The sequence below is a fragment of the Dictyobacter formicarum genome (genome assembly GCF_016587435.1).
Genome location: NZ_BNJJ01000044.1, coordinates 1 through 20,043 on the forward strand (window position 1 = coordinate 1; position 20,043 = coordinate 20,043).

Annotated in this window: 20 protein-coding genes and 1 pseudogene; 12 read left to right on the top strand and 9 right to left on the bottom strand. The window is 51.7% G+C overall.

Translation table 11 applies throughout. From position 1 onward, the window contains the following. From JMI88_RS37945 to JMI88_RS37970, 6 genes are all read left to right on the top strand, one after another. Window positions 1–327, top strand: a 327-nt coding sequence (locus JMI88_RS37945) for a multicopper oxidase domain-containing protein (protein ID WP_201367298.1), incomplete at its 5' end; no start/stop codon positions are given. Window positions 328–540: 213 nt separating this feature from the next. After that, the gene (locus JMI88_RS37950; protein ID WP_201367299.1) at window positions 541–837 is read left to right on the top strand and encodes a GIY-YIG nuclease family protein; all 297 of its coding nucleotides are present in this window, start codon (window positions 541–543) and stop codon (window positions 835–837) included. Between the two features lie 121 nt (window positions 838–958). Continuing rightward, entirely contained in the window at window positions 959–2,251 is a 1,293-nt protein-coding gene (locus tag JMI88_RS37955; RefSeq protein ID WP_201367300.1) for a mannosyltransferase family protein, read from the top strand. 103 nt (window positions 2,252–2,354) lie between these two features. Then, a complete protein-coding gene (locus tag JMI88_RS37960) occupies window positions 2,355–2,759 on the top strand; it encodes a cytochrome P450 family protein (protein WP_201367301.1) in 405 nt (134 codons plus the stop codon). Between the two features lie 5 nt (window positions 2,760–2,764). Continuing rightward, entirely contained in the window at window positions 2,765–2,881 is a 117-nt protein-coding gene (locus JMI88_RS37965) for a hypothetical protein (RefSeq protein WP_236023244.1), read from the top strand. A 200-nt stretch (window positions 2,882–3,081) separates the two neighbouring features. Continuing rightward, window positions 3,082–4,296, top strand: a complete 1,215-nt coding sequence (locus JMI88_RS37970) for a threonine synthase (protein WP_201367302.1) — start codon at window positions 3,082–3,084, stop codon at window positions 4,294–4,296. A 62-nt stretch (window positions 4,297–4,358) separates the two neighbouring features. On the opposite strand, the gene JMI88_RS37975 is transcribed toward JMI88_RS37970, so the two are convergent. Next, complete coding sequence (locus tag JMI88_RS37975) at window positions 4,359–5,210, bottom strand: hypothetical protein (protein WP_201367303.1); 852 nt, start codon at window positions 5,208–5,210, stop codon at window positions 4,359–4,361. Window positions 5,211–5,740: 530 nt separating this feature from the next. On the opposite strand from JMI88_RS37975, the gene JMI88_RS37980 reads away from it, so the two are divergent. Beyond that, window positions 5,741–6,754, top strand: a complete 1,014-nt coding sequence (locus JMI88_RS37980) for a Gfo/Idh/MocA family protein (protein ID WP_201367304.1) — start codon at window positions 5,741–5,743, stop codon at window positions 6,752–6,754. Between the two features lie 97 nt (window positions 6,755–6,851). On the opposite strand, the gene JMI88_RS37985 is transcribed toward JMI88_RS37980, so the two are convergent. The 5 genes from JMI88_RS37985 to JMI88_RS38005 all read right to left on the bottom strand — a co-directional run bounded on the left by JMI88_RS37985 (window position 6,852) and on the right by JMI88_RS38005 (window position 12,301). After that, the gene (locus JMI88_RS37985) at window positions 6,852–7,814 is read right to left on the bottom strand and encodes a carbohydrate kinase family protein (protein WP_201367305.1); all 963 of its coding nucleotides are present in this window, start codon (window positions 7,812–7,814) and stop codon (window positions 6,852–6,854) included. Then, a complete protein-coding gene (locus tag JMI88_RS37990; RefSeq protein ID WP_201367306.1) occupies window positions 7,738–9,237 on the bottom strand; it encodes a serine hydrolase domain-containing protein in 1,500 nt (499 codons plus the stop codon). Before JMI88_RS37990 ends, JMI88_RS37985 begins: the two co-directional genes overlap by 77 nt. A 341-nt stretch (window positions 9,238–9,578) precedes the next feature. Beyond that, window positions 9,579–11,027: a hypothetical protein gene (locus JMI88_RS37995; RefSeq protein WP_201367307.1), complete on the bottom strand. Its 1,449-nt coding sequence runs from the start codon at window positions 11,025–11,027 to the stop codon at window positions 9,579–9,581. Window positions 11,028–11,199: 172 nt separating this feature from the next. Then, entirely contained in the window at window positions 11,200–12,135 is a 936-nt protein-coding gene (locus JMI88_RS38000) for a nucleoside hydrolase (protein ID WP_201367308.1), read from the bottom strand. Continuing rightward, the gene (locus JMI88_RS38005) at window positions 12,098–12,301 is read right to left on the bottom strand and encodes a hypothetical protein (RefSeq protein WP_201367309.1); all 204 of its coding nucleotides are present in this window, start codon (window positions 12,299–12,301) and stop codon (window positions 12,098–12,100) included. Before JMI88_RS38005 ends, JMI88_RS38000 begins: the two co-directional genes overlap by 38 nt. Before the next feature lie 225 nt (window positions 12,302–12,526). Between JMI88_RS38005 and JMI88_RS38010 the strand changes: the two genes are divergently transcribed. Then, window positions 12,527–13,492, top strand: coding sequence for a D-2-hydroxyacid dehydrogenase family protein (locus tag JMI88_RS38010; protein ID WP_201367310.1), 966 nt, complete (start codon window positions 12,527–12,529; stop codon window positions 13,490–13,492). 17 nt (window positions 13,493–13,509) lie between these two features. Here the strand turns inward: JMI88_RS38010 and JMI88_RS38015 are convergent, their stop codons facing one another. Further along, on the bottom strand, window positions 13,510–14,331 hold the full coding sequence (locus tag JMI88_RS38015) for an alpha/beta fold hydrolase (RefSeq protein ID WP_201367311.1): 822 nt from the start codon (window positions 14,329–14,331) through the stop codon (window positions 13,510–13,512). A gap of 118 nt (window positions 14,332–14,449) precedes the next feature. Here JMI88_RS38015 and JMI88_RS38020 point away from each other — a divergent pair, with 118 nt between their 5' ends. Then, window positions 14,450–15,310, top strand: a complete 861-nt coding sequence (locus JMI88_RS38020; protein WP_201367312.1) for an LLM class F420-dependent oxidoreductase — start codon at window positions 14,450–14,452, stop codon at window positions 15,308–15,310. On the opposite strand, the gene JMI88_RS38025 is transcribed toward JMI88_RS38020, so the two are convergent. Further along, window positions 15,300–17,606, bottom strand: a complete 2,307-nt coding sequence (locus tag JMI88_RS38025) for a serine/threonine protein kinase (RefSeq protein ID WP_201367313.1) — start codon at window positions 17,604–17,606, stop codon at window positions 15,300–15,302. The genes JMI88_RS38020 and JMI88_RS38025 overlap by 11 nt on opposite strands. Window positions 17,607–17,764: 158 nt before the next feature. Between JMI88_RS38025 and JMI88_RS39920 the strand changes: the two are divergent. The 3 genes and pseudogenes from JMI88_RS39920 to JMI88_RS38045 all read left to right on the top strand — a co-directional run bounded on the left by JMI88_RS39920 (window position 17,765) and on the right by JMI88_RS38045 (window position 19,007). Then, window positions 17,765–18,184: pseudogene (locus JMI88_RS39920) on the top strand (family 1 glycosylhydrolase). 233 nt (window positions 18,185–18,417) lie between these two features. Next, complete coding sequence (locus JMI88_RS38040; RefSeq protein WP_201367316.1) at window positions 18,418–18,642, top strand: hypothetical protein; 225 nt, start codon at window positions 18,418–18,420, stop codon at window positions 18,640–18,642. 98 nt (window positions 18,643–18,740) lie between these two features. Further along, a complete protein-coding gene (locus JMI88_RS38045; protein WP_201367317.1) occupies window positions 18,741–19,007 on the top strand; it encodes a YkgJ family cysteine cluster protein in 267 nt (88 codons plus the stop codon). Here JMI88_RS38045 and JMI88_RS38050 read toward each other — a convergent pair. Further along, complete coding sequence (locus JMI88_RS38050; RefSeq protein WP_201367318.1) at window positions 18,994–20,007, bottom strand: alcohol dehydrogenase catalytic domain-containing protein; 1,014 nt, start codon at window positions 20,005–20,007, stop codon at window positions 18,994–18,996. The two genes, JMI88_RS38045 and JMI88_RS38050, sit on opposite strands and share 14 nt — an antisense overlap. Window positions 20,008–20,043 lie beyond the last annotated feature (36 nt).

Below are 20,043 nucleotides of genomic sequence, written 5' to 3' on the forward strand. Positions count from 1 at the left end.
CCTGATACGCAGCCGATCATTGTGAAGCATGGACAGAATGTGCATATTCGCTTGATCGGGGCCGATGCGAATAGTATCCATCCAATGCACTTGCATGGCCACTCATTCCAGATAGTGGCTGAGGATGGACATACGATGGCACAGCCAATCACGAAAGATACCGTTCAGCTCGCCCCGGGTGAGACATATGATCTGGTTTTCAATGCCTGGGCTACACCGGGCAGTGTATATCCTTTCCATTGCCATATCCTGTCGCACTTGATGAATCCAGGCCAGACAGGTACGGAAATGGGTGGCCTGCTTACATTGGTCGAGTATGCCAAATAGCTCCAGGTCCAATCTGTGGTAGAACCCTGGCAAGGCACTAAGACTACACCGGTGGCTTCCTGGTTCCCGGTAATGGGAGAGGCTCACTCCAATTGGGGTAAGCCTCTCTTTGTTTGCTCGCTCGGCCAGTCCACAGGCGGCAGTGGAAGATGCTACAATAAAGTCATCTTTTGTACTGTGAATGTTAGAGCTAAGCAGAAATGGTGATTGTGCGTGAACTCTGTCTTACATTATGTCTATATTGTGCGTTGTGTCGATGACACGCTCTACACTGGTTATACCACCGATGTTGCGCGCCGCATTGCCACTCATAACGCTGGCAAAGGAGCGCGCTATACACGTACGCGCCTGCCGATTGAATTACTGGTTAGCTGGGAGTTTGCTTCTAAAAATGAGGCCTTACGGATCGAATATGCGTTGAAACGCTGGTCGCGCCGCCAGAAGCTGCTCTTGATCGAAACCCCCACCCGTATTTCATTACTGACCGACCCGGCAGACGGGTTGGAGTGATCCACTAGGACATTTTTCCTTTTTCCTTTGCTTCGCCTGCTATGATCTCTATAGTAGATTCTGTATTTCTATATATGCTTATCAATTGTACTTATCAGTGAGACAAAGGATGCAACCTGGTATGGAACCGTCTGACCCGAAAATTTCTGTTAATCCAGCCGTAGGTGCTTCGCGACAGAATGTTTCAGCACCCGCATTTGCTGCTGGAGACGTACCGGAGACACCCCGGGTGGTACCAGCGGCGCGGGACCACTGGTGGCGCAAATGGTCGCGTGCCGCTCTGCAGACGCTGCCAATGTATATCGTCTGGCATATTGTCTTTGGCTTGACCAGTTGCTTTGCTGTGCTCTTTACCCAGCCAGATTTTACCCGCAAAGGTGTTCCCTTATATATGGCCTGGCAATCCTGGTTTCACTGGGATGCGACCCACTTTCGTACCATCGCTACCATCGGCTATGATTGGCCCTGGCGTACGGCGTTTTTCCCTTTTTATCCTCTCTGTGTGAAGGCCTGGATGCTGCTGACCAATTCCCCTTCCTCTCCTCTGCGTGGCGAGCTGGTTGTGTCTAACCTGGCCTGCTTTGTACTCTTTGTCGTGCTCTACCAGCTGGTGTGTGAAGATTTTGATGAGGAGCGTGCGCGGCGTGCCATGCTCTATCTGTGGGTCTTTCCCACCTCTTTTTTTCTGGTCGCTCCCTATAATGAATCGCTGTTCATTTGTCTTTCGCTGCTGTGTTTCTATCAGCTACGCCACGGCAATTGGTGGCTAGCTGGTATCTTTGGCTTCTTTGCCAGCCTGACGCGCTCAACTGGACTGTTCCTGCTGCTTCCGTTCTGCTATGAATATCTACGCCAGCGTAATTTTTCCTTTAAATCGATACAAATCGATGTTGTCAGCCTGGTTCTGATTCCGGCCGGTGTGGGAGTGTTTGCGCTGTACTGCTACTATCGATTTGGTGATCTGCTGGCGTTTTCACACGCCCAGGCTACGTGGGCGCACCATCTGCATGGACCCTGGCATGGCTTGATTGGCTCGATCAAGGCCATTATTATCAGCGATGGTATTTTAAGCTTCCAGTCGCAGCGCAACCTGCTGGATCTGGTGCCTTCGTTATTTATCCTGACGTTGATCATTCTGAGCATTGTCGGCCCCTGGCGCTTGCCGCGCACACACTGGTCCTATTGCCTGTATGCAGGTGCCGTATATATTTTCCTGCAACTTTTCCCGATCGGCGGTACGGGCCTGTTCCCGTTGCAATCCCAGGCCCGCTATATGTTGGAGCTGTTTCCCGCCTTTATTCTAATGGCAAGCATCGGTAAAAACAAAATATTCAATTTATACTATCCTTTAATCGCTGCCAGCATGCTTTTCTTCCTGTTGACGCAATATCTGACGGGCCACTGGGTGCTCTAGATCGGCCAGCATTTTTTTGCTACTTCAGGACATTTGTGATGTACAATAGTAGGACATGACGCTTGTACGGCCCGATGTTACCGTTGAAGGAAAGGTTGGATCAATGCAACTCCCGTCTTTTTTCAATGATTTTACGTTGCCGCCTTTAGAATGGCATCAGCAGATGCGCGAGTGGGGGGCAACTATGCGTGCTACCCAACCTGTGTGGTTTGATGAGAAGAACAAGAACTGGCGCATCTTCCGCTATGCCAACCACCTGCGTGTACAGAACGATTACGTCACGTTTTCTTCGGCCCCCACGCCCCATGAGGGGGGTGCTGAGGCGGCTAATAGTATTATTGCTATGGACCCACCGCGTCATCGTCAGTTGCGTTCCCTGGTTACTCAGGCCTTTTCGGCTCGCACCATTGCCCAGTTGGCTCCACGCATCGAAGAGATTGCGCGTGAGCTGCTGCTGGCCATGGGATTCACTTTTGCCTGGGTGCGCCGCTGGCTCGACTGGAGGTAAAGATTGTGCTGGAGAATATGCTACGCTTGCTGCCTACCTGGCAACGGCAAAAAGATGTACCATTACAGCAGATCAGAAGTAACATTGTCTTTGGCGTGAAAAGCCTACCGATCGTCTTTTGATTCCTGCAAAGCAACAAGAAACACGACCCGTAGGTGCGCCCCTTGCGGGCGCTTTTACCCTTCGCGATCGAAAAAGAATTAATAACGATGTTATACATCGAGTTAAACCGCTCGCAATTGCTTTTCGGGTGCATTTTCATATGAAAAGCAAGCAAGCACCTGCAAGGGGCGCACCTACACATTTGGAAAAGGTGAACATTTTGTCTTTTAGCTTTTTAACCCATCTGGAATGCCCGCGTTGTCATACACGACATGATGCGGATACGCAGGCCCATCTGTGTGCCTGTGGCTCACCATTACTGGCCCGCTATGATCTGGCTGCTGTCAGAGAGCAGTTGAGCAAAGATGCGCTGCAGCAACGGGAACCGTCGCTCTGGCGTTATCATGAGTTGTTGCCTGTGTGTTCGGCTGAGCATGTGGTGACTCTCGGAGAAGGGATGACCCCGTTGCTGCCGTTGCCGCGCCTTGGCAAGAAGCTGGCTATGAATCAGCTATATGTCAAAGATGAGGGCGTGATTCCAACCGGCTCATTTAAGGCTCGTGGAGCTGCGGTTGGCGTGTCGCGGGCCAAGGAGCTTGGCGTGCAGGTGCTGGCCATGCCAACGAACGGTAACGCCGGTGGGGCCTGGGCCACTTACTCCGCCCGCGCCGGACTGGATGCCGTTGTGGTCATGCCCGAAGGTGCGCCGTTGATCACGCGCAATGAGTGCGCCATAAGTGGTGCCCATCTTTTCCTGGTGAATGGCCTGATCAGCGATGCGGGCGCTATCGTCGGACGCGCCGTTAAAGCTCACGGCTGGTACGATGCTTCGACCCTGAAGGAACCATATCGGATTGAAGGCAAAAAGACGATGGGCTATGAGCTGGCTGAACAATTTCACTGGAATGTACCGGATGTGATCCTGTATCCCACGGGCGGTGGTGTGGGTATTATTGGTATCTATAAGGCGTTGCGTGAACTCCAGGAACTGGGCTGGATTGGCGAGCGCCTGCCTCGACTGGTGGCGGTTCAGGCCACGGGCTGTGCCCCCATCGTCAAGGCCTGGCAGGAGGGACGGGATACTTCCGAATTGTGGAAAGACTCCAGCACGATTGCCTTTGGTATCAATGTGCCCAAAGCGCTGGGCGATTTCCTGGTCCTGGAAGCTGTACGCAACACCAATGGCTGCGCCCTGGCCGTCGACGATGATGAACTGCTTCAGGCGCAGGCCGAACTGGCCAGCAACGAAGGACTCTTCGTTTGTCCTGAAGGAGCCGCTACCCTGGTGGCTGCCCGCAAACTACGCCAGCAAGGCTGGATTCAGGCCGACGAGCGCGTCGTCCTCCTCAACACCGGTAGCGGCATCAAATATCCCAACACTGTCCGGGTCTCGGCTCCCCTGCTGCAACCCCAGGACGAGCTGCCCATGCCGTAATCCTGTTGACCAATAGAATCGGACGCAATGCCCGATTCTATTGGTATCTTCTTTATCGTTGCTTATCTTTTTGGTGACTTGATGGTCTGACTATATCTTGTGGCGCCACCCAGCACAGCTCGTGAGAAGTTGTCAGTCTGGGTGGGATAAAGAAAAGCGATGGCCAGCAGCGCCAGCGAGACAAAGAGTAAGATGCCAGTGATATTGCTCAGCGTAGGTAGGGTGATAAACAGCTGACTGATCAGGTTGATGGTTCCGCAGATTACCAGTATGTAGCTGATGATGCGCGGGAAGGTTCGCGTCTGCAGAAGTGCCACTCCCAATACGATGCAGCCAATGGTGAGCGGTCCACCTGTAAAGAAGAAGTGCCCCCAATGTGTGATGGCTGCGAAGGATGGGATATGAAATCTGGCCAGGGCCTGGTCAACGAGATTCATGCCATTGATCTGCGGAACCTGAACGGAAGGAATATCTGAGCCGCTGGTATCTTGCCCAAAGAGCCCGGATATGCCGTTTTTGATTGCATTCAAGCCATTAGATGCACCATTAGCGGCGTTCTGGGCAGCATTGCCCGGAGCATTGACGACCGTCGTAATAGTTTGTGCCATCCCTAATAATACCGGTATGAGCACCATATTTACAGCGATGACTCCAATCACAAATACCAGTGCACCTATAAAAAGCAGACCTGTGGCAAAAATGCCTAAGACATTGATATTATCCGATAGCTGCGCATACATATTGAGGCCGTAGATAAAAATGATGGTGCCCAATGTTACCAGGACCATAGGGAGAAACCAGCTACCCCGGGTAGGATCATTGTTCCCCAGGTTTAGTACCTCGCCAGCTATCGCCAGCACACTCCCTACCAGTAGTAAGATGGCCCCGATACGTAATTTCAATTGATGTAACATGGTCTCTCCTTTCTGTATAGCATCATCTCGTCAAAGTACCATTACATCACTAACCTGATACTTCCTATCTCATCTAACGCTAATATTCTATGTTTTTGGCATCTTGATAAGCTTCAATGTATTTTTTATTAATTTTTTATTATTTTTTGAATAAAGTAAGCTACAGATGACAATAAGTTTTATTTGTAAACAAAGCAAGTAATCGAAAGTAACAAGAAACACAACACGTAGGTGCGCCCCTTGCGGGCGCTTTTACCCTCCCTGCACGAAAAAGAACCAATAAGGATGGTATACATCGGGTGAAAGCGCCTCCGTATCACCTCTTTTTGGTACGTTTTCGAGCGGCAAGCAAGCGTCCGCAAGGGGCGCACCTACGTGTTCTTATTTGTTTCACCCCAACAGATGGGGTTTCCATTTTTCTTGTGGTACAATGCTTTTTATTATGCAAGAGCTAACCAGATGGATAAAAGTGACCATCGTTTTTAGTTCGGGTTGAGAGCTATAGATATAGAAAGATAAGGAGGTCTTTGATGCTGCGTATAATATTGGTTGGGTTGGGTAACTGTGGCCGCCACTGGATCAGAAATATTTATCCCAAACAGCACGAGGCACAGTTAGTGGCGTATGTGGATGCCAGTCCCGAGTCTTTGCAGCGAGCCCGCCAGGACCTGACCATTCCAGAGGAACTTTGTTTCACCTCTCTTGAGCAGGCCCTTGAACAGGTAGATTGTGATGCGGTCCAGATAGCCAGTACTCTTTCCACCCATATTCCTCTGGCTCTTACCGCCTTGCGCGCTGGTAAACATGTGTTGCTTGAGAAGCCGTTGGCTCCCACTTTGGAGGAGGCACGGGAGGCCATTGCGGTAGCTGAGCAGCAGGGGCGACTGTTGATGGTCAATCAAAACTATCGCTATTCAGCTACCGTCAACCAGGTCAGGCAGCTAATTCAAGATCAGTATTTTGGCCCGGTTGGTACGGTGACCGTTGATTTCAGACATTACTCTAACTCAGCGCCTCGTGGTAGCAATCGCCATTATACCCTCTGGCAACCCTTGTTGGTTGATATGGCCATCCATCATTTTGACTTGATGCGCTTCATTTTAAATCAAGAGCCACTGTCTATTTCTTGCCAGACCTGGAATCCTCCATATAGTAATTTTGTCGAGCCTCCTGCGGGTAGTGCGGTCATTCAATTTGATGGCGGCGCGGTTGTGAGCTATCGCGGTAGCTGGGTTAGTACGGCCGCTGAGACGACCTGGAGTGGCGATTGGCGTGTAGAGTGCCTCGAAGGCTTGATTAGCTGGCGTAGCCGTGGTGATACCCTGGCCGATGAGATCATCATTCAGCCACGTAACAAGCAGCCTCTCACGCTCAAAGTCGATGCTCTGGCCTTTGAGGACTGGGGTGGCAGCCTGCAGGCTTTTGTTCAGGCCTTGCGCGATGGTACGGAGCCCGCCTGCGCTGCGCGCCATAATATCCATACCCTGGCTCTTACCCTGGCGGCCGTGGAGTCTTCGACCAGCGGAAAGCCCGTTCAGTTCTAATCACTGCAAGCTGTCTGAGGGCGCTGACGCCCCCAATCTCTTTTTTCTGTTGGTGCAAAAAGTGCGCACTTTTTGCACCAACAGTAGTATCCCTTTTTTAAGAGCTGTGTTGGATCAGAAATTGCTCGACCTCTTCTCTTTTTGGGGGATCGGCGCCTTCGCGGAGACAGTTGAGGGCCGCTGCCGCCGCGGCAAAGCGTAGCATGTTGGCCAGCTTATCATCGGTTATTTCGGCCAGGACTTCATGACTGAGGATCTCTTGATCGGCTAGATATGTCAGCAGGCCAGCGCAGAAGGTATCGCCAGCCCCAATGGTATCCTTGACCTCTATGGTAAAGCCTGGCATCTGAATGGGCGTACCCCCTTTGCGCATGGCCATGGCCCCCGCGGCTCCTTGTGTGATTACTACCAGGGCAGGACCCTGCTGGGAGAGTTGCTGAAGCGCTGTTTCAGGTGCCTGTCCTGGCATCAACCAATCCAGATCAGCATCGCTGAGCTTAAGGAGATCGGCCAGACCTATCAGTTTCTGCAGGAGGGTGCGATAGTGCGCTTCATTTTTGATCAGCGAGGGCCGTATGTTTGGATCCAGTGATAGAAGGGCCTGTCCTTTGAGCTTCTCAAATGTGCTGAGGACCGTGTCGGGTGTGGTGCCTCGTAGCAGGCTGACCGAGCCGATCTGTAAAATTTTGGTTTCCGCAAATAATTTATCTGGCACATCGTCTTGCGTCATCAGGGCATCGGCGGTGCCTTCGCCATAAAAATCAAAGCTGGCCTGTCCCGCTTCCATCGCCACAAATGCCAGCGTGCTATGTGCCCCGGCCGTGCTGAGATAGCGTGTATCAATGCCATTTGTTGCAATATATGCTCGTAACCGGCGACCAAAATAATCATCGCTTATCTTGCTGGCAAACGCGCTGGGCTGCCCGAGACGGGCCACGCCGACCGCGATATTGAGGGGTGAACCAGCGGGATAGGCCCTGAACTCATCGTTCTTTTTTTCTCCCGGAAGCGGTAAAAAATCGATCAGGCATTCGCCCATACACGTGATGAAGCTTCTCATACAATTGCATCTTTCTAGCAAGAGCATCCTTGCTGCCAATGGCTATTCTTTTCTTTAATATAGCATTCTTGTAGATGGTTGTGTGGAAGAATAGCCCGGGCAAATGCATGAGCACGATGAGGTTGGTCGTCAATATAATATTATGACTATCGATGGTAGTGCGCGGCTCTTTTTCTGGCAGGAGATGGATTGTGTGTTCAGTTCGTGCTTTGGAGTGATTTTTGGTTGCGCTGGCTCCGATCGTCTGGATCACGGTTTTGGCCAACTCATTAGCTGGATTTGTGCCATCGGGGGCGATATACAGGTTGGTGAGAGTGATCACTGTGATTTTCGTAACGGGTTGGTATGCGACAAAACTGGTGTAGCCGGGAGTCGAGCCATTATGACCGAGCAGACCTGTAAAGTTAGCGATGGCCAGTCCATAGCTTGCCGATTCATTGATTGGCAACCAGCTGAGCCGTTCTTTGTGTATCTCAGGTGCCAGCAGAGAGCCAGCACCAAGCGCTCTGGCCCAGATCTTTAAGTCCTCTAGATCGGAGACTACTCCACCGGAGGTCCAGGCAAATGAATGATTGAGCTGTGTTACATTATTTGGTTGACGGTCAAGATTATCAATCCTGATTTCCTCTTTGCGTGTCATCTGAGGCCGCGGTAAGGATTGCAGGTTGCTGCCATACATATAGCCCCGGGCATATGGTTGCGGCATGATTGGTTGTTTCTGCGTTGGCAGCGAGGTGTTATGCATACCAAGTGGCTGGAAGATCCTTTGTTGCAGAACGACGTCGGCCGGGGTATGCGTGACTCGCTCGATCAATTGGCCCAGCAAAATGAAGTTGGTATTGGAATAGTGATATTGCTGGCCGGGTGGCAAATAGGGAGCGTGCCGCATACTGATGGCCACCAACTCATCTGGTTGCCAGGCCTTGTTCGGATGCTGGTCCAGCGTTTGCCGATATGAGCGATCCTCTATATAGTCGAACAGACCACTGGTCATATGCAGTAGCTGACGAATGGTAATGGCCTGTCCATTTTTGATATTTGGTAAATACTTGTGGATTGGATCATCCAGGCGGATCTTCTTCTCTTGAACAAGTTGTAAAATGACTGTCCCAACCATTGTTTTGGTTACACTACCAATGCGTATATGATCTTTGACATTTATGGGAGTATTTGTCTTCAAATTATCAGTGCCTAGACCGGTGGTCCATGTTCCTTTTCCGGGTACATCCACATAAATAATAGCACCGGGGATACGCATTTGTCTTTGTTTGGCGCTCAGTAGGGGCATGAGCTTTTCCGCAAAGGCTGGCTGCTGAGCCAGCCTTGCTGCCTGAGCACTTGTATTAACTGAAAAGCTCACTAACATCAGGGCGAGCCAGAGGGCAAGTAATAAATTGCGCACGTGCGTATGCTGTGTTTCCATCAGAACATTTCCTTCGAGCTATATGCGGAGCACTGCTGCTGGAGGCGTTTACTCTCAAACACAACAAAATAGTGTGGTTCCTTTGTTATCATGTTCTAACACGTTCGCCAGTCTATGTTGGTAACACTTTGCTAATGTCGCGCTGCTGCTGATGTAGAGGCAATGGATGGCTGCAATACTGCTTCCCTGCCCACTGCATGAATACATCCCGAAAAATATGGTTTTGTACAGGAACCATAAATGCTACGGATAGATTTTTTCCTGTTTTTCGAGCATGGCTATAAACTTCTGGATGCGCGCGCTGCGGGTTTCAGCTTTTTTAGCGCAGTGTGTTTTTGTTTTCAATGCTTGAGCATGCGTTGCACGATTGCATCTAGCTCGTGCTGGGCGCGTTCGATGTCGCCTGCGAAAATGATGCCCATGGGGTGTTTGGCCATGCGGCAGATAATGCGCGTGCCGCTGACTTTGAGTTCTTCGTCTTTGTCGGCGATGCGCGCGCGCAACTGCTGAGGATCGATCTGTTCAGGGACGTAGTATTTGTCGACGGCCTGGATGCGATTCTGAATAGTGGCGCGCATGGCATTGATGGTGGGCTGCTGGCGATTGGCCCCGATGACGTTCAGGATGGCATCGGTATAGTTGGTCCAGCGGGGATTGCTCTCGGCGATGTAAAGCGTGGATTGTTGGCCCCGGTTCTTCTGTAATTGAGCCTCTAGTGGACTGGGGAGCATGATGTCGATATTGGCGACGCCGCGCAAGGCACTAAAATCACAACCGCAGTGCCGGGCGGTCTGCCTGAGTAGCTGCTCGAAGTAGGCAATGGTCTGATCCTCATAGCTTTGTTGCATGCGTGCAATGGTCTCATTTTTAGGTTGGTAGTTGCCGGTCCCAACGCAGGCCTTGCTCCCCTCCTGTTGTAATTGCCCATTCCAGCGCAGTGTCTCGATTTGCCCGTCCATGATCACAACTGACATACCTGGCGAATCACTAAAATCGATACAGCGACTCATGACCACGCGTGTCTCCTTCTCGGGGTCCATTGTGCCCAGCAGAATAGACTGCGCGGCCTCCAGTGCTGCGGGCCAGTTGCTATAGTTTTGTATCAACTCTCCATCCCCATTTGGGACCAGGCGGACGGAATGTTGATAAGTATAGAGCAGGCAACTGCCAAAGTTGCCATCTGATTCAGCCGTGCGCAGCATAATTCCTGGTGGATAATTGGTCATGCCTGCTTTAGCATATATATCCTCGATATCCGTAAGGAAGCGCAGAGACTCATGCGGGAGGGTATGGATATGGGCGATGCGATAATCAGGGGTTTGAAAGTTGGGTAACTCATATTCGTCGAGCAAACGATAGAAATTAGCTTTATTTTTCATCAGCGTGACCATGGCGCTCGGCAAGCCCCAGGAGATGCCTCCCATTTCAGTTTGAATGGCACGTTCTGATTCCGGAACATTGATATAGGGCACCACCAGTGTTGCTTCTGGTGGCAGGTCTTGTTGCTCCTGTCGCAGTTCGGCACTGGTGACTGCTTTGATATCTTTGCCAAATAGTGCACTCAGATAAGCAATATGGCTATGGAGGTCAGTTTTATGGCTGGTGACATGAATACGTACCTTCTCAGTATTGAGTGGAAGATGGCCGCAGCGCTCTCCATATTGCGCCTCTAATTTGCGAATCAAAGTACTGTGTGCGGCGCGCAGGATGCCGCTCCCAATATTATGGAATCCAACCCCTATTGTGGCAGGCGGCTCTAAATAAAATACGGAGGTATCGAGTATTGTCATCGTTACGTCATGTCCCCCATCGTACTGATCTGTCCGGGTTGATGTTGTGTTCAGTTGTGTATGCGCGTTTTTGCGAGCGCTAGAAAGCGGCGGCAGAGCTAACCGCCAGCCAGCAGCGTTGCCTACAGCATCATAACATACGTAGGATGTAGACAAAAGACCTTTCTGTCTGCTAGGGAAAAGTTGTTCCTACACGTTCTATGAACATCTGGATGAAGCGTTCTGCCTCTACTTCGATTGAGGCCAATACATTGGGCGTGGCGGCTTGCTCACCTCTGAAATAGGCGACGGTTTCTCCTGCCGTCAGCGTTCCTTGCAGCTCGACCTCGACATAGGCGGGTTTCCAGGTAATCAGGTCTGGTTGAAAAACGCTAGCCAGGCATAGAGGATCGTGCATATGAAAGTCAGGCTGCCCATAGAGTGGTGCATAGATATCGAAATAGTGGGCGAACATTTGTCGAATGCAGGTCTTGATTGCGCTCTCACCCTGCGCGAACTCCATGGCCTGGGCCTGCGTTAGCGGTGTGCGATTGGTGGTATCCAGCGTGACCATGCGTATGGGCCAGCCAGCTTTTAAGACCACGTGGGCGGCATGCGGATCGGCGTAAATATTGAACTCGGCGCTGGGCGTTACGTTGCCAGGTGTGAGCAGGGCGCCACCCATGATGACGACTTCACGCACAGCCTGTGCGATGCGGGGTTCACGATGCAAGGCCAGCGCCAGGTTGGTCAGGGGCCCAATCTCTACCAGCGTGATCTCACCGGGATTGCCCATGATTTTCTCGATGATCAGCTCGACGGCGTGCTGCTCTACCGGTTGGATGTTCGGTTGAGGTAGTAGAGCCTGTCCCACGCCATGCTCACCATGTACGTGGGAGGCATGCAGACGATTGCCAACCAGCGGCTCTCGGCTGCCGCGCGCCACTGGAATATCAGTACGACCGGTCAGGGTCAATAGTGCCAGCGCATTATATGTCGTGTGCTCGACATCTACGTTTCCCGTCACGGTCGTGATAGCTTCCAGTTGTATTTCTGGTGAGGACAGGGCCAGAAAGAGCGCTAGCGCGTCATCAATACCAGGATCGGTATCCAGGATAATACGGTACATGGGTTTCCTCCATTGCGTGCTTGATAGTGGGATCAGGACTAAACGTCTCCCGCTCATCCGCATCGCTGTCTTTCGTATAGTTCGTCGAACCGTATGTTTCTTGCTGACCCCGAATATGTGTTTTTGACTTTGTCTCAAATGTCTTATCATTATCATGCTCAGCCATACAATCCTCCTCATAGCTGAATTCGTATTGACCAACGTCAGGGGTGATAGAGATAGTACGGAAGAGCGCCCATAAAAGTGTACGTGCGTCCCTTGCAGGCGCTTGCCGCCTTCACGCGCGATAACCTTGCCAGGTCTCCCAACCACGTCTTGCCATACACCTACGAATCTTGTTTTGCGGTATGATAAAGTCATTAAGAAATGATCAATGTAGAGGAGACCATTCATGAGAATTGTTATTTCGGATGATTATCAGGATGCCGCACGTGGTCTGGATTGTTTTGCCAGGCTGGCCGACCAGCAGGTAACGATTTATCGTGATACCGTCAGGGATATTGAGACGCTGGCTACGCGCTTTCAGGATGCTGAGGCGCTGGTGCTGATTCGCGAGCGTACCGCGATTACTTCTGCGCTGCTGGATCGCTTGCCGCAGCTTAAATTGATTAGCCAGACGGGCAGGGGTATTGCGCATATCGATCTAGACGCTTGTACGCGGCATGGTGTGGCCGTGGCGGCCAGTGGCGGATCACCCTATGCGACGGCGGAATTGACCTGGGGCCTCATCCTGGCAGCTACGCGCCATATCCCGTACGAGGTGGCGCGCCTGCGAGCAGGACACTGGCAATCCACGCTGGGCACTGGACTGCATGGCCGTACCCTTGGTATCTTTGGTTATGGCAATATCGGTCGTCTGGTTGCTAGCTATGGGCGTGCCTTTGGCATGCAGGTATTGATATGGGGACGGCAGGGCTCGCTGGATCGTGCGCTCTCGGACGGTTTTGCAACGGCTGATAGCCAGGAGGCACTATTCCGCCAGTCGGACGTGTTGAGCTTGCATATCAAGATGGTCCCGGATACGCGTGGTATCGTGAAGGCGTCCGACCTGGCTTTGATGAAGCCTTCGGCTTTATTGGTAAATACCAGTCGGGCTGGCCTGATCGAGCAGGGAGCTCTGGAACAGGCATTGCGTGCTGGCCGTCCCGGTTCGGCCGCCATCGATGTCTACGAGTCCGAACCGGTGACGGACCATCATTTGCTGCACATGGATAATGTTGTGTGTACGCCGCATCTGGGTTATGTCGAGAAGGATAGCTACGAGCTTTATTTCTCTGCGGCCTTTGATCAGGTGCTTGCCTTTGCGTCCGGACGACCCGAAAACATTCTCAACCCCGAAGTGCTTGGCCGTTCCTGAGCCATCCATTCACCGCTTCAGCGCTGCAAAAACTGCTCAACCAGTTGATTAAACTCCTCCGGTTTTTCCATCACCAGTGTATGGCCGACCTGAGGCATTATCATTAATTGTGCACCCACCACCTGTTTTTGCAGGCGCTGACCAATCGTCAATATGTCAGTTGTGTCCTGATCTCCCAGCACAACCAGCGTGGGAGCTTGAATCTCGGCCAGCCGCTCCATAGCTGGCGGATCAAGCTCCAGGATAGATAGATTTAATATCTGTTGCGCCAGTGATTGTTTGACCATGGCTACAATATGTTGACGAACTTCAGGATCAATCTGCTCGGCTGTACGTCGTGGTCCGATGGTCCACATGGTCAGAAACTCCTCGCAGGCCTGGTCCACGTTGCCATGCTGCAGCGCGGCTCCAAAAGCCTTTCCATGCTGGTGAGTCCAAGGATCGTCAAATGGATGGCCGCTCATGCCCGGCGAGACCAGCACCAGCTTGTTGACCCGTTCGGGATAGGCGATGGCCATATCAATGGCGATGCGCGCTCCCCCGGAAAGTCCGATTAGTGTAGCTTTGACAATTTGCAGCTGATCGAGTAGCCGACGCAAATCTTCGTAATGCACATACGCATCTTCCGAACTGGCCTCGCTCTTGCCGGCCCGGCGTACATCATAGCGGATGACTTGATAGTGCCGGGCAAAAAATTGAAACTGTCCATCCCACATGCGCCGATCTAGCATACCACCATGCAGCAAGACCAGAGGCTCTCCCATCCCGGCAATTTCATAATATAATCGGGCGCCGTCAAGCTCGACGAACGCATCTGTACTGTGTTCTTGCTCTATCATTGTAGTCGCTCCTTGTAGTTTACAGCAGAGGGAAATAAATGTATTGCGCATTACTGTTATCATGCATAAATGATAAGCTTTGCTTCGACTCAACAATAATATACTACAGGAGTGCGAGATGCAGATAGGTGTAACGTTTCCACAAACCGAAATTGGAGCAGATCCACAGGCTATTCGTGATTATGCCCAGGCTGTAGAGGCGATGGGATATCAGCATGTACTCGTTTACGATCATGTGTTGGGGGCCGATCCCACTAATCGTCCAGGCTGGGCTGGTTATACCCATACCGAGATGTTTCATGAGCCATTTGTGTTATTTGGCTATCTGGCGGCCCTGACAAAGCTTGAGCTGGTGACTGGCGTGATTATTCTGCCTCAGCGTCAGACGACTCTGGTGGCCAAGCAGGCGGCGGAAGTCGATGTGCTTAGTGGCGGCAAATTCCGACTTGGTATTGGGGTGGGCTGGAATCCGGTCGAGTATGAAGGGCTGGGCATGAATTTCAGCACCCGTGGACGAGTGGTCGAGGAGCAGATAGAGCTCTTGCGACAACTATGGAGCAAGGAGCTGATTACCTTTAAGGGCAAATATCATACTGTCACGGAGGCGGGCTTAAATCCTTTGCCCGTGCGGCGCTCTATTCCTGTTTGGATCGGCGGTAGCTCTGATGTTACGCTGCGGCGTGCCGCGCGCATTGCCGATGGCTGGTTCCCGCTGGGGCGGCCAGACGATAAGATGCGTGGGCTACTGGACCGCCTGGCTAGCTATTTGCAGGAAGCTGGCCGTGAGCGTCAATCCTTTGGTATCGAGGCACGTGTCAGCGCGTCCGAAGGCGACCTCGATCAGCAGGTGCGCGAGACTGAAAAATGGCGCTCCTATGGGGCTACGCACATCTCCTTCAATACGATGAACGCCGGTTTCACCTCTCTCGACCAACATTTGCAGGCCCTCCAGCGCTACAAAGAAGCCGTCAAGCGGTAGGTGTCGCACGGTGAATGTCGATGCTGGCCAGGCCGGCGATCTGGTTACAGAGCGTCGCTACACCTGGATGGGTTGTTTGCGTGGCCGGATCGGTCCAGCTGGTTTTTGAGACGCTAGAGTCTGCCAGTTGATCCAACTGGGTACGCTGATTCTGGGCCGCTTTCAAATCGGTTTTGTTCAGTTTGCTAAGCTGGATGGCCAGGTCGTGCATCTTGTTGATCAGGTTGGTGAAGGCGATCAGGTGGGCATCAATAGCCCTGGCTGACGTTATCTGGCTCGCGCTCGCGCCCGGGGCAGCTACGATACCTGCCAGGTGCAGCCTGATGTGCTGTAGATGGCCGTGAAGGTTGGTAAGTTGTTTGCATTCCAGCAGGCCAATCTTGCTTTCGTTCAGGATATTTTTTTCGGGGGTGGCTGGCAGGTGACCACTGGCCTGCACCTCTATTGCCGCGCAGGGACCATCCATGTAATACAGCATGTCCGTCAACTTCTGGCGCATGATCACAGGATCCTGTTGATTTTTGACGTCCGCAGCCTCTTTCTGTATCTGTTCTACATCGTGCTGAAACCAGAAGTCGATGCCATTATGTAACCCACGGGTATCCAGTGTCTGATCGCTGGCCAGCAGGTGACGCAGATGGTCTAGTTGACTAAATTTCTCTGGATCACCGGGTCGCGGTTGATCGGGAATGTTGCCGGTGTAGCGCCATGCTTTGGTGTCTAAAAATGGGGTTATGGCCTGGTTATTGGGTGCATTTTCGGTAATTACAAAGGCACTCATGGTGGCCAGCAGGTTCTGATGGTTGGGACTCTTATAGTTGAGTGTGCCTGCTCCGTTTTTGATGGACACTGTACCTAACAGGAGGGCATCATTCTCTGGTTGTTGCTTATCATAGAGCCAGGCCTTGTACACTTTTCCTTCTGCTGGTGGGGCCACATTTTTGAGGTTGAGCATGACGCCGTCATTGATGGTCAGATTATTGCTGTCCAGCGCGTTGCCGGTATTGTAGAAGGATATTTGCCCCACGACTGTATTGGTGGGACTGGCTGCTCCCGAGGGAAACAGGGTGATGACCTTATTCATGATGGTGGCTCCGATGATCAGCACAACCAGCAGCGCGACGAAAATAGGCCAGAGATTTCTCCAGATCCTGTTGGCGGAGGCAGACGTTGCTGGCGCTGGAGGCGCTACAGGCTCTGCGGGCGCCTTTGGGGGCGCTGCCACTGATGCAGCCGGCGCCGATGTCTGCGTCGTGTTCGTGTGTGGTTCCGCACCGGACACCTGGGTTTTTGTTAAGCCAACCGATATGATCGTTGGCAGCGAAGACTCGGTATCCTCTTTCTGCGTTGCTGTTTCAACTGGTAGCGGTGGTGGTAGAGAGGGTTGGCTATTGCTGTTTTTAACCCGTAGCCGTTCGGGAATTGGAACGTGGAAGGCGTTAGCCAGGGCTATAGTCATTGAGGTGGCGTTAGCAAAGCGCTGGGCCGGATCTTTGGCCATGGCATGCTTGATGACAACATCTATCTCGGCCGGCAGCTTGGGATTAATCAGCGTGGGAGGGGTGGGCTCGTCCTGCATATGCTGGCGCATGACCGCGTAGGCATTATCTCCTCTGAAAGGTGGCGTGCCGGTGCAGATTTCGTAGAGGATAACTCCCAGCGAATACAGGTCGCTTTTGGTGCTGACCTCTGTGCCCTGAACCTGTTCGGGGGCGATGTACAGCGGCGTGCCCATTAATGCTCCTATTTCTGTTGGCCCCTGGGCGCCGATAATCTTGACCAGGCCAAAATCGCTGAGAATAGGTTCTCCCATTGGATTAAGTTCGGTATTGGTGCTATCCAGTAAAATGTTCGATGGCTTAATGTCGCGGTGCACAATGTTTTTTCGATGCGCATAATCAAGCGCCTGGCTGATAGAGGCGAAAAGTTCGACAATCTCTTCCGGGGTTGGAAATTGGCTGGCGCGGGAGGTGCGATGGATATATTTATCTAGCGTGGGACCATCAACGAATTCCATCACCAGGTAGGGTTCGCAGCCTTCCTCTTCTGGACCTGGAATGTGTAAGTCGAAGACCTGCACGATATTTGGGTGATGCAGCTGGGCGATGGCCTGACCTTCGTTGATGAAGCGGGTCATCGAACCAGGGGTGACGTACTTGAGATCTGCATGGAGAATCTTCACTGCTACAAAACGGCGTAATTCTGGGTGCAGCGCTTTCCAGACCTGCGCCATGCCGCCAGTGCCAATCGGCTCCAATAATTCATATTTTCCAAAGCAATTTGGCTCTTTATTCATGAACTTTCCTTAGTCTGACAGAATGCAGTGCATTTTGAAAAATAAAAATAAGTACATCGCACTACTTTATCATACACGCTGGTCAATATCGTGTCAAAAAGTGCACAATAGTGCAAAGCTAGCAAAGTTGGGATCAAGAGTGATAATTTTAAGCTAAAGTGAAAAAGAAGGAAGAAACTCGTGGGGCGACCCTTTCGGGTGCTTGCTCGATTCTCACTCAAAAAACGCGCCTGAAAAGCGATATGGGTTGGGAGATTGATCTCTGGGGCGTGGCCGATATTATTAGCTGGTTACAATACGAATATGTGATCCCCGCTATACTGATTACAGAAAATGGTGCTGCCTTCGAAGATCGCGTTGAGGCGAATGGAAGGATCGTTGACGTGCGCCGTCTTTAGTATTTGCGTGAGCATATCGATGCCATCGGCAGGAGTATTCAGCAATCGGATAGTATGCCCATTCGGGGTTTTTTTGCCTGGTCGTTGTTGGATAACTATGAATGGGCCGAAAGATATAGTAAACGCTTCGGCTTAGTCTACATCGATTATGATACCCTGACCCGTATTGTAAAAAGATAGTGGTCTATGATATGCATCCTTTCCGGCATTAGGAAATGCTCAACGATATGACTGGACAACAATATGACCGGTGGAACTCAAAACGTTCCATTTATTGGTGCAAAAAGTATGCACTTTTCGCACTAATTAAGAAAGGTGGCATGGAGCGCTTTTTCGAACTAACCAGGATGCACAAACAGGAACTTATTGGCTCCTGAAAGCATGTCGTTTGGCTCTGGATAAAGGCATATACGATGAGTGAAGTAGAAAAATTGCGCGAGAAAATTGCTCTGGAGTGCCAGGCCATGCATCGCTTGATGTATGATTTTGCCATTGTCTCCAAACATGAGACTATTGCCCATCACTATGATGCAATTGCAGGTTATCAAGGTCAGTTAGAGTCGCTGGTAGGTAATGTGGAAGCTTCCCTGATTACTGCCGAGACATATGTTAATGCTATCGAGCGGCCTGGCCTTTAGGTCTGTCTGCTTGATGCCCTGGGAGATACCGCATTTCTATTTGGTGATGTTCATGCTAAAATAGCATTGCAATAATGAACTGAGATAGGACATGGCGAATGGAATGCCGTATTGGCTGTGGCGCTTGCTGTATTGCGCCCTCAATTTCAACCCCTATTCCTGGCATGCCTGATGGTAAGCCGGCAGGAGTCCGCTGTGTCAATTTGACCAGCGATAACCGCTGCCGGCTGTTTGGTAAGCCTGAGCGCCCGGCTGTCTGTGTGGCCTTTCAACCCCAGGAAGATATCTGTGGACGCTCTTCACAGGAGGCTCTGCAGATTATTACTACTCTCGAACGGGCTACTGCCCCTATCAGGAAAAAATGATGACGGCCCGTCCTTTCATGGTGCCTGCTTCCAGTTTTGCCAGAATATCCGGTGCCTGCTCCAGGGTTATAGGAGTAATATCGGGCACAATACCATGGATAGCACAAAACTCCAGCGTATCGCGTAGATCCTGGCGTGAGCCCGAAGGTGAGCCAACAATATGCATACGATTGTGAATCATCACACCTGGATTGGCGGTGAGCGGAGTGGCATCGAATCCCATGATGACCAGCGTTCCATCAGGCGCGAGGCCTGGTAGGGCGGCATTGGCCTGCGCGGTCGTTGGTGCTGTATTGAGAATAACATCCGCGCCCCCATCCCATTGTTGAAGTGCTAGCGCGATATCTGTCTCCGACGAGGCGATAAATTTTTCGGCTCCCAGCGATTGGGCAAGTTTTTCTGCTTCACCCCTGGCGCGTGAAACGATCGCCACCCGCCCCCCCATGGCGATAGCGATACGTACGGCCAGGTGTCCCAGACCGCCCAGACCCAGCACAGCTACTTTTTGGCCGGGCTTAAAGTTGCCCTGGCGTAATCCATTAAAGACCGTGAGTCCCGCATCCATCAACGGCGCGGCATGCATAAAGTCAATTTTATCTGGCAAAGGAGCTACAAAAGCTGCTGGCGCCAGCATATACTCTTGGTAGCCACCCTCTACGTTGACGCCAGTGATTTTGCCTTCGGGACAAAGCACCTCTTTGCCACGTACACATTGGATGCAGTGTCCACAGGATGAGTAGAGCCAGGGAATGCCTACGCGGGTACCCAGTGCGGGCCAGGAGACATACTCTCCCAACTCCTCGACAACTCCAGCCACTTCATGCCCTGGAATAGTCGGAAAGCTGGCGAAGGGAAAGTGTCCCTGGATCAGGTCAACATCCGAATGGCAGATCCCACAGGCATGGACATGTACCAGTACCTGTCCCGGACCTGGTTTTGGGCGTTCGCGTTCGATGATCTTTAACTCTTGTCCTGGCGCGCTTATCTGTGCCGCTTTCAATCTGTTTTCCTTTCTGCGTGACCGGGACCGTTTCGC

What these genes read in the sequence shown, in the direction of transcription:
- JMI88_RS37955 (WP_201367300.1), top strand. Translation starts at nt 959, where the DNA reads ATGGAACCGTCTGACCCGAAAATTTCTGTTAATCCAGCCGTAGGTGCT.
- JMI88_RS37960 (WP_201367301.1), top strand. Translation starts at nt 2,355, where the DNA reads ATGCAACTCCCGTCTTTTTTCAATGATTTTACGTTGCCGCCTTTAGAA.
- JMI88_RS37975 (WP_201367303.1), bottom strand. Translation starts at nt 5,210, where the DNA reads ATGTTACATCAATTGAAATTACGTATCGGGGCCATCTTACTACTGGTA.
- JMI88_RS37980 (WP_201367304.1), top strand. Translation starts at nt 5,741, where the DNA reads ATGCTGCGTATAATATTGGTTGGGTTGGGTAACTGTGGCCGCCACTGG.
- JMI88_RS37985 (WP_201367305.1), bottom strand. Translation starts at nt 7,814, where the DNA reads ATGAGAAGCTTCATCACGTGTATGGGCGAATGCCTGATCGATTTTTTA.
- JMI88_RS37990 (WP_201367306.1), bottom strand. Translation starts at nt 9,237, where the DNA reads ATGGAAACACAGCATACGCACGTGCGCAATTTATTACTTGCCCTCTGG.
- JMI88_RS37995 (WP_201367307.1), bottom strand. Translation starts at nt 11,027, where the DNA reads ATGACAATACTCGATACCTCCGTATTTTATTTAGAGCCGCCTGCCACA.
- JMI88_RS38000 (WP_201367308.1), bottom strand. Translation starts at nt 12,135, where the DNA reads ATGTACCGTATTATCCTGGATACCGATCCTGGTATTGATGACGCGCTA.
- JMI88_RS38005 (WP_201367309.1), bottom strand. Translation starts at nt 12,301, where the DNA reads ATGGCTGAGCATGATAATGATAAGACATTTGAGACAAAGTCAAAAACA.
- JMI88_RS38010 (WP_201367310.1), top strand. Translation starts at nt 12,527, where the DNA reads ATGAGAATTGTTATTTCGGATGATTATCAGGATGCCGCACGTGGTCTG.
- JMI88_RS38015 (WP_201367311.1), bottom strand. Translation starts at nt 14,331, where the DNA reads ATGATAGAGCAAGAACACAGTACAGATGCGTTCGTCGAGCTTGACGGC.
- JMI88_RS38020 (WP_201367312.1), top strand. Translation starts at nt 14,450, where the DNA reads ATGCAGATAGGTGTAACGTTTCCACAAACCGAAATTGGAGCAGATCCA.
- JMI88_RS38025 (WP_201367313.1), bottom strand. Translation starts at nt 17,606, where the DNA reads ATGAATAAAGAGCCAAATTGCTTTGGAAAATATGAATTATTGGAGCCG.
- JMI88_RS38040 (WP_201367316.1), top strand. Translation starts at nt 18,418, where the DNA reads ATGAGTGAAGTAGAAAAATTGCGCGAGAAAATTGCTCTGGAGTGCCAG.
- JMI88_RS38045 (WP_201367317.1), top strand. Translation starts at nt 18,741, where the DNA reads ATGGAATGCCGTATTGGCTGTGGCGCTTGCTGTATTGCGCCCTCAATT.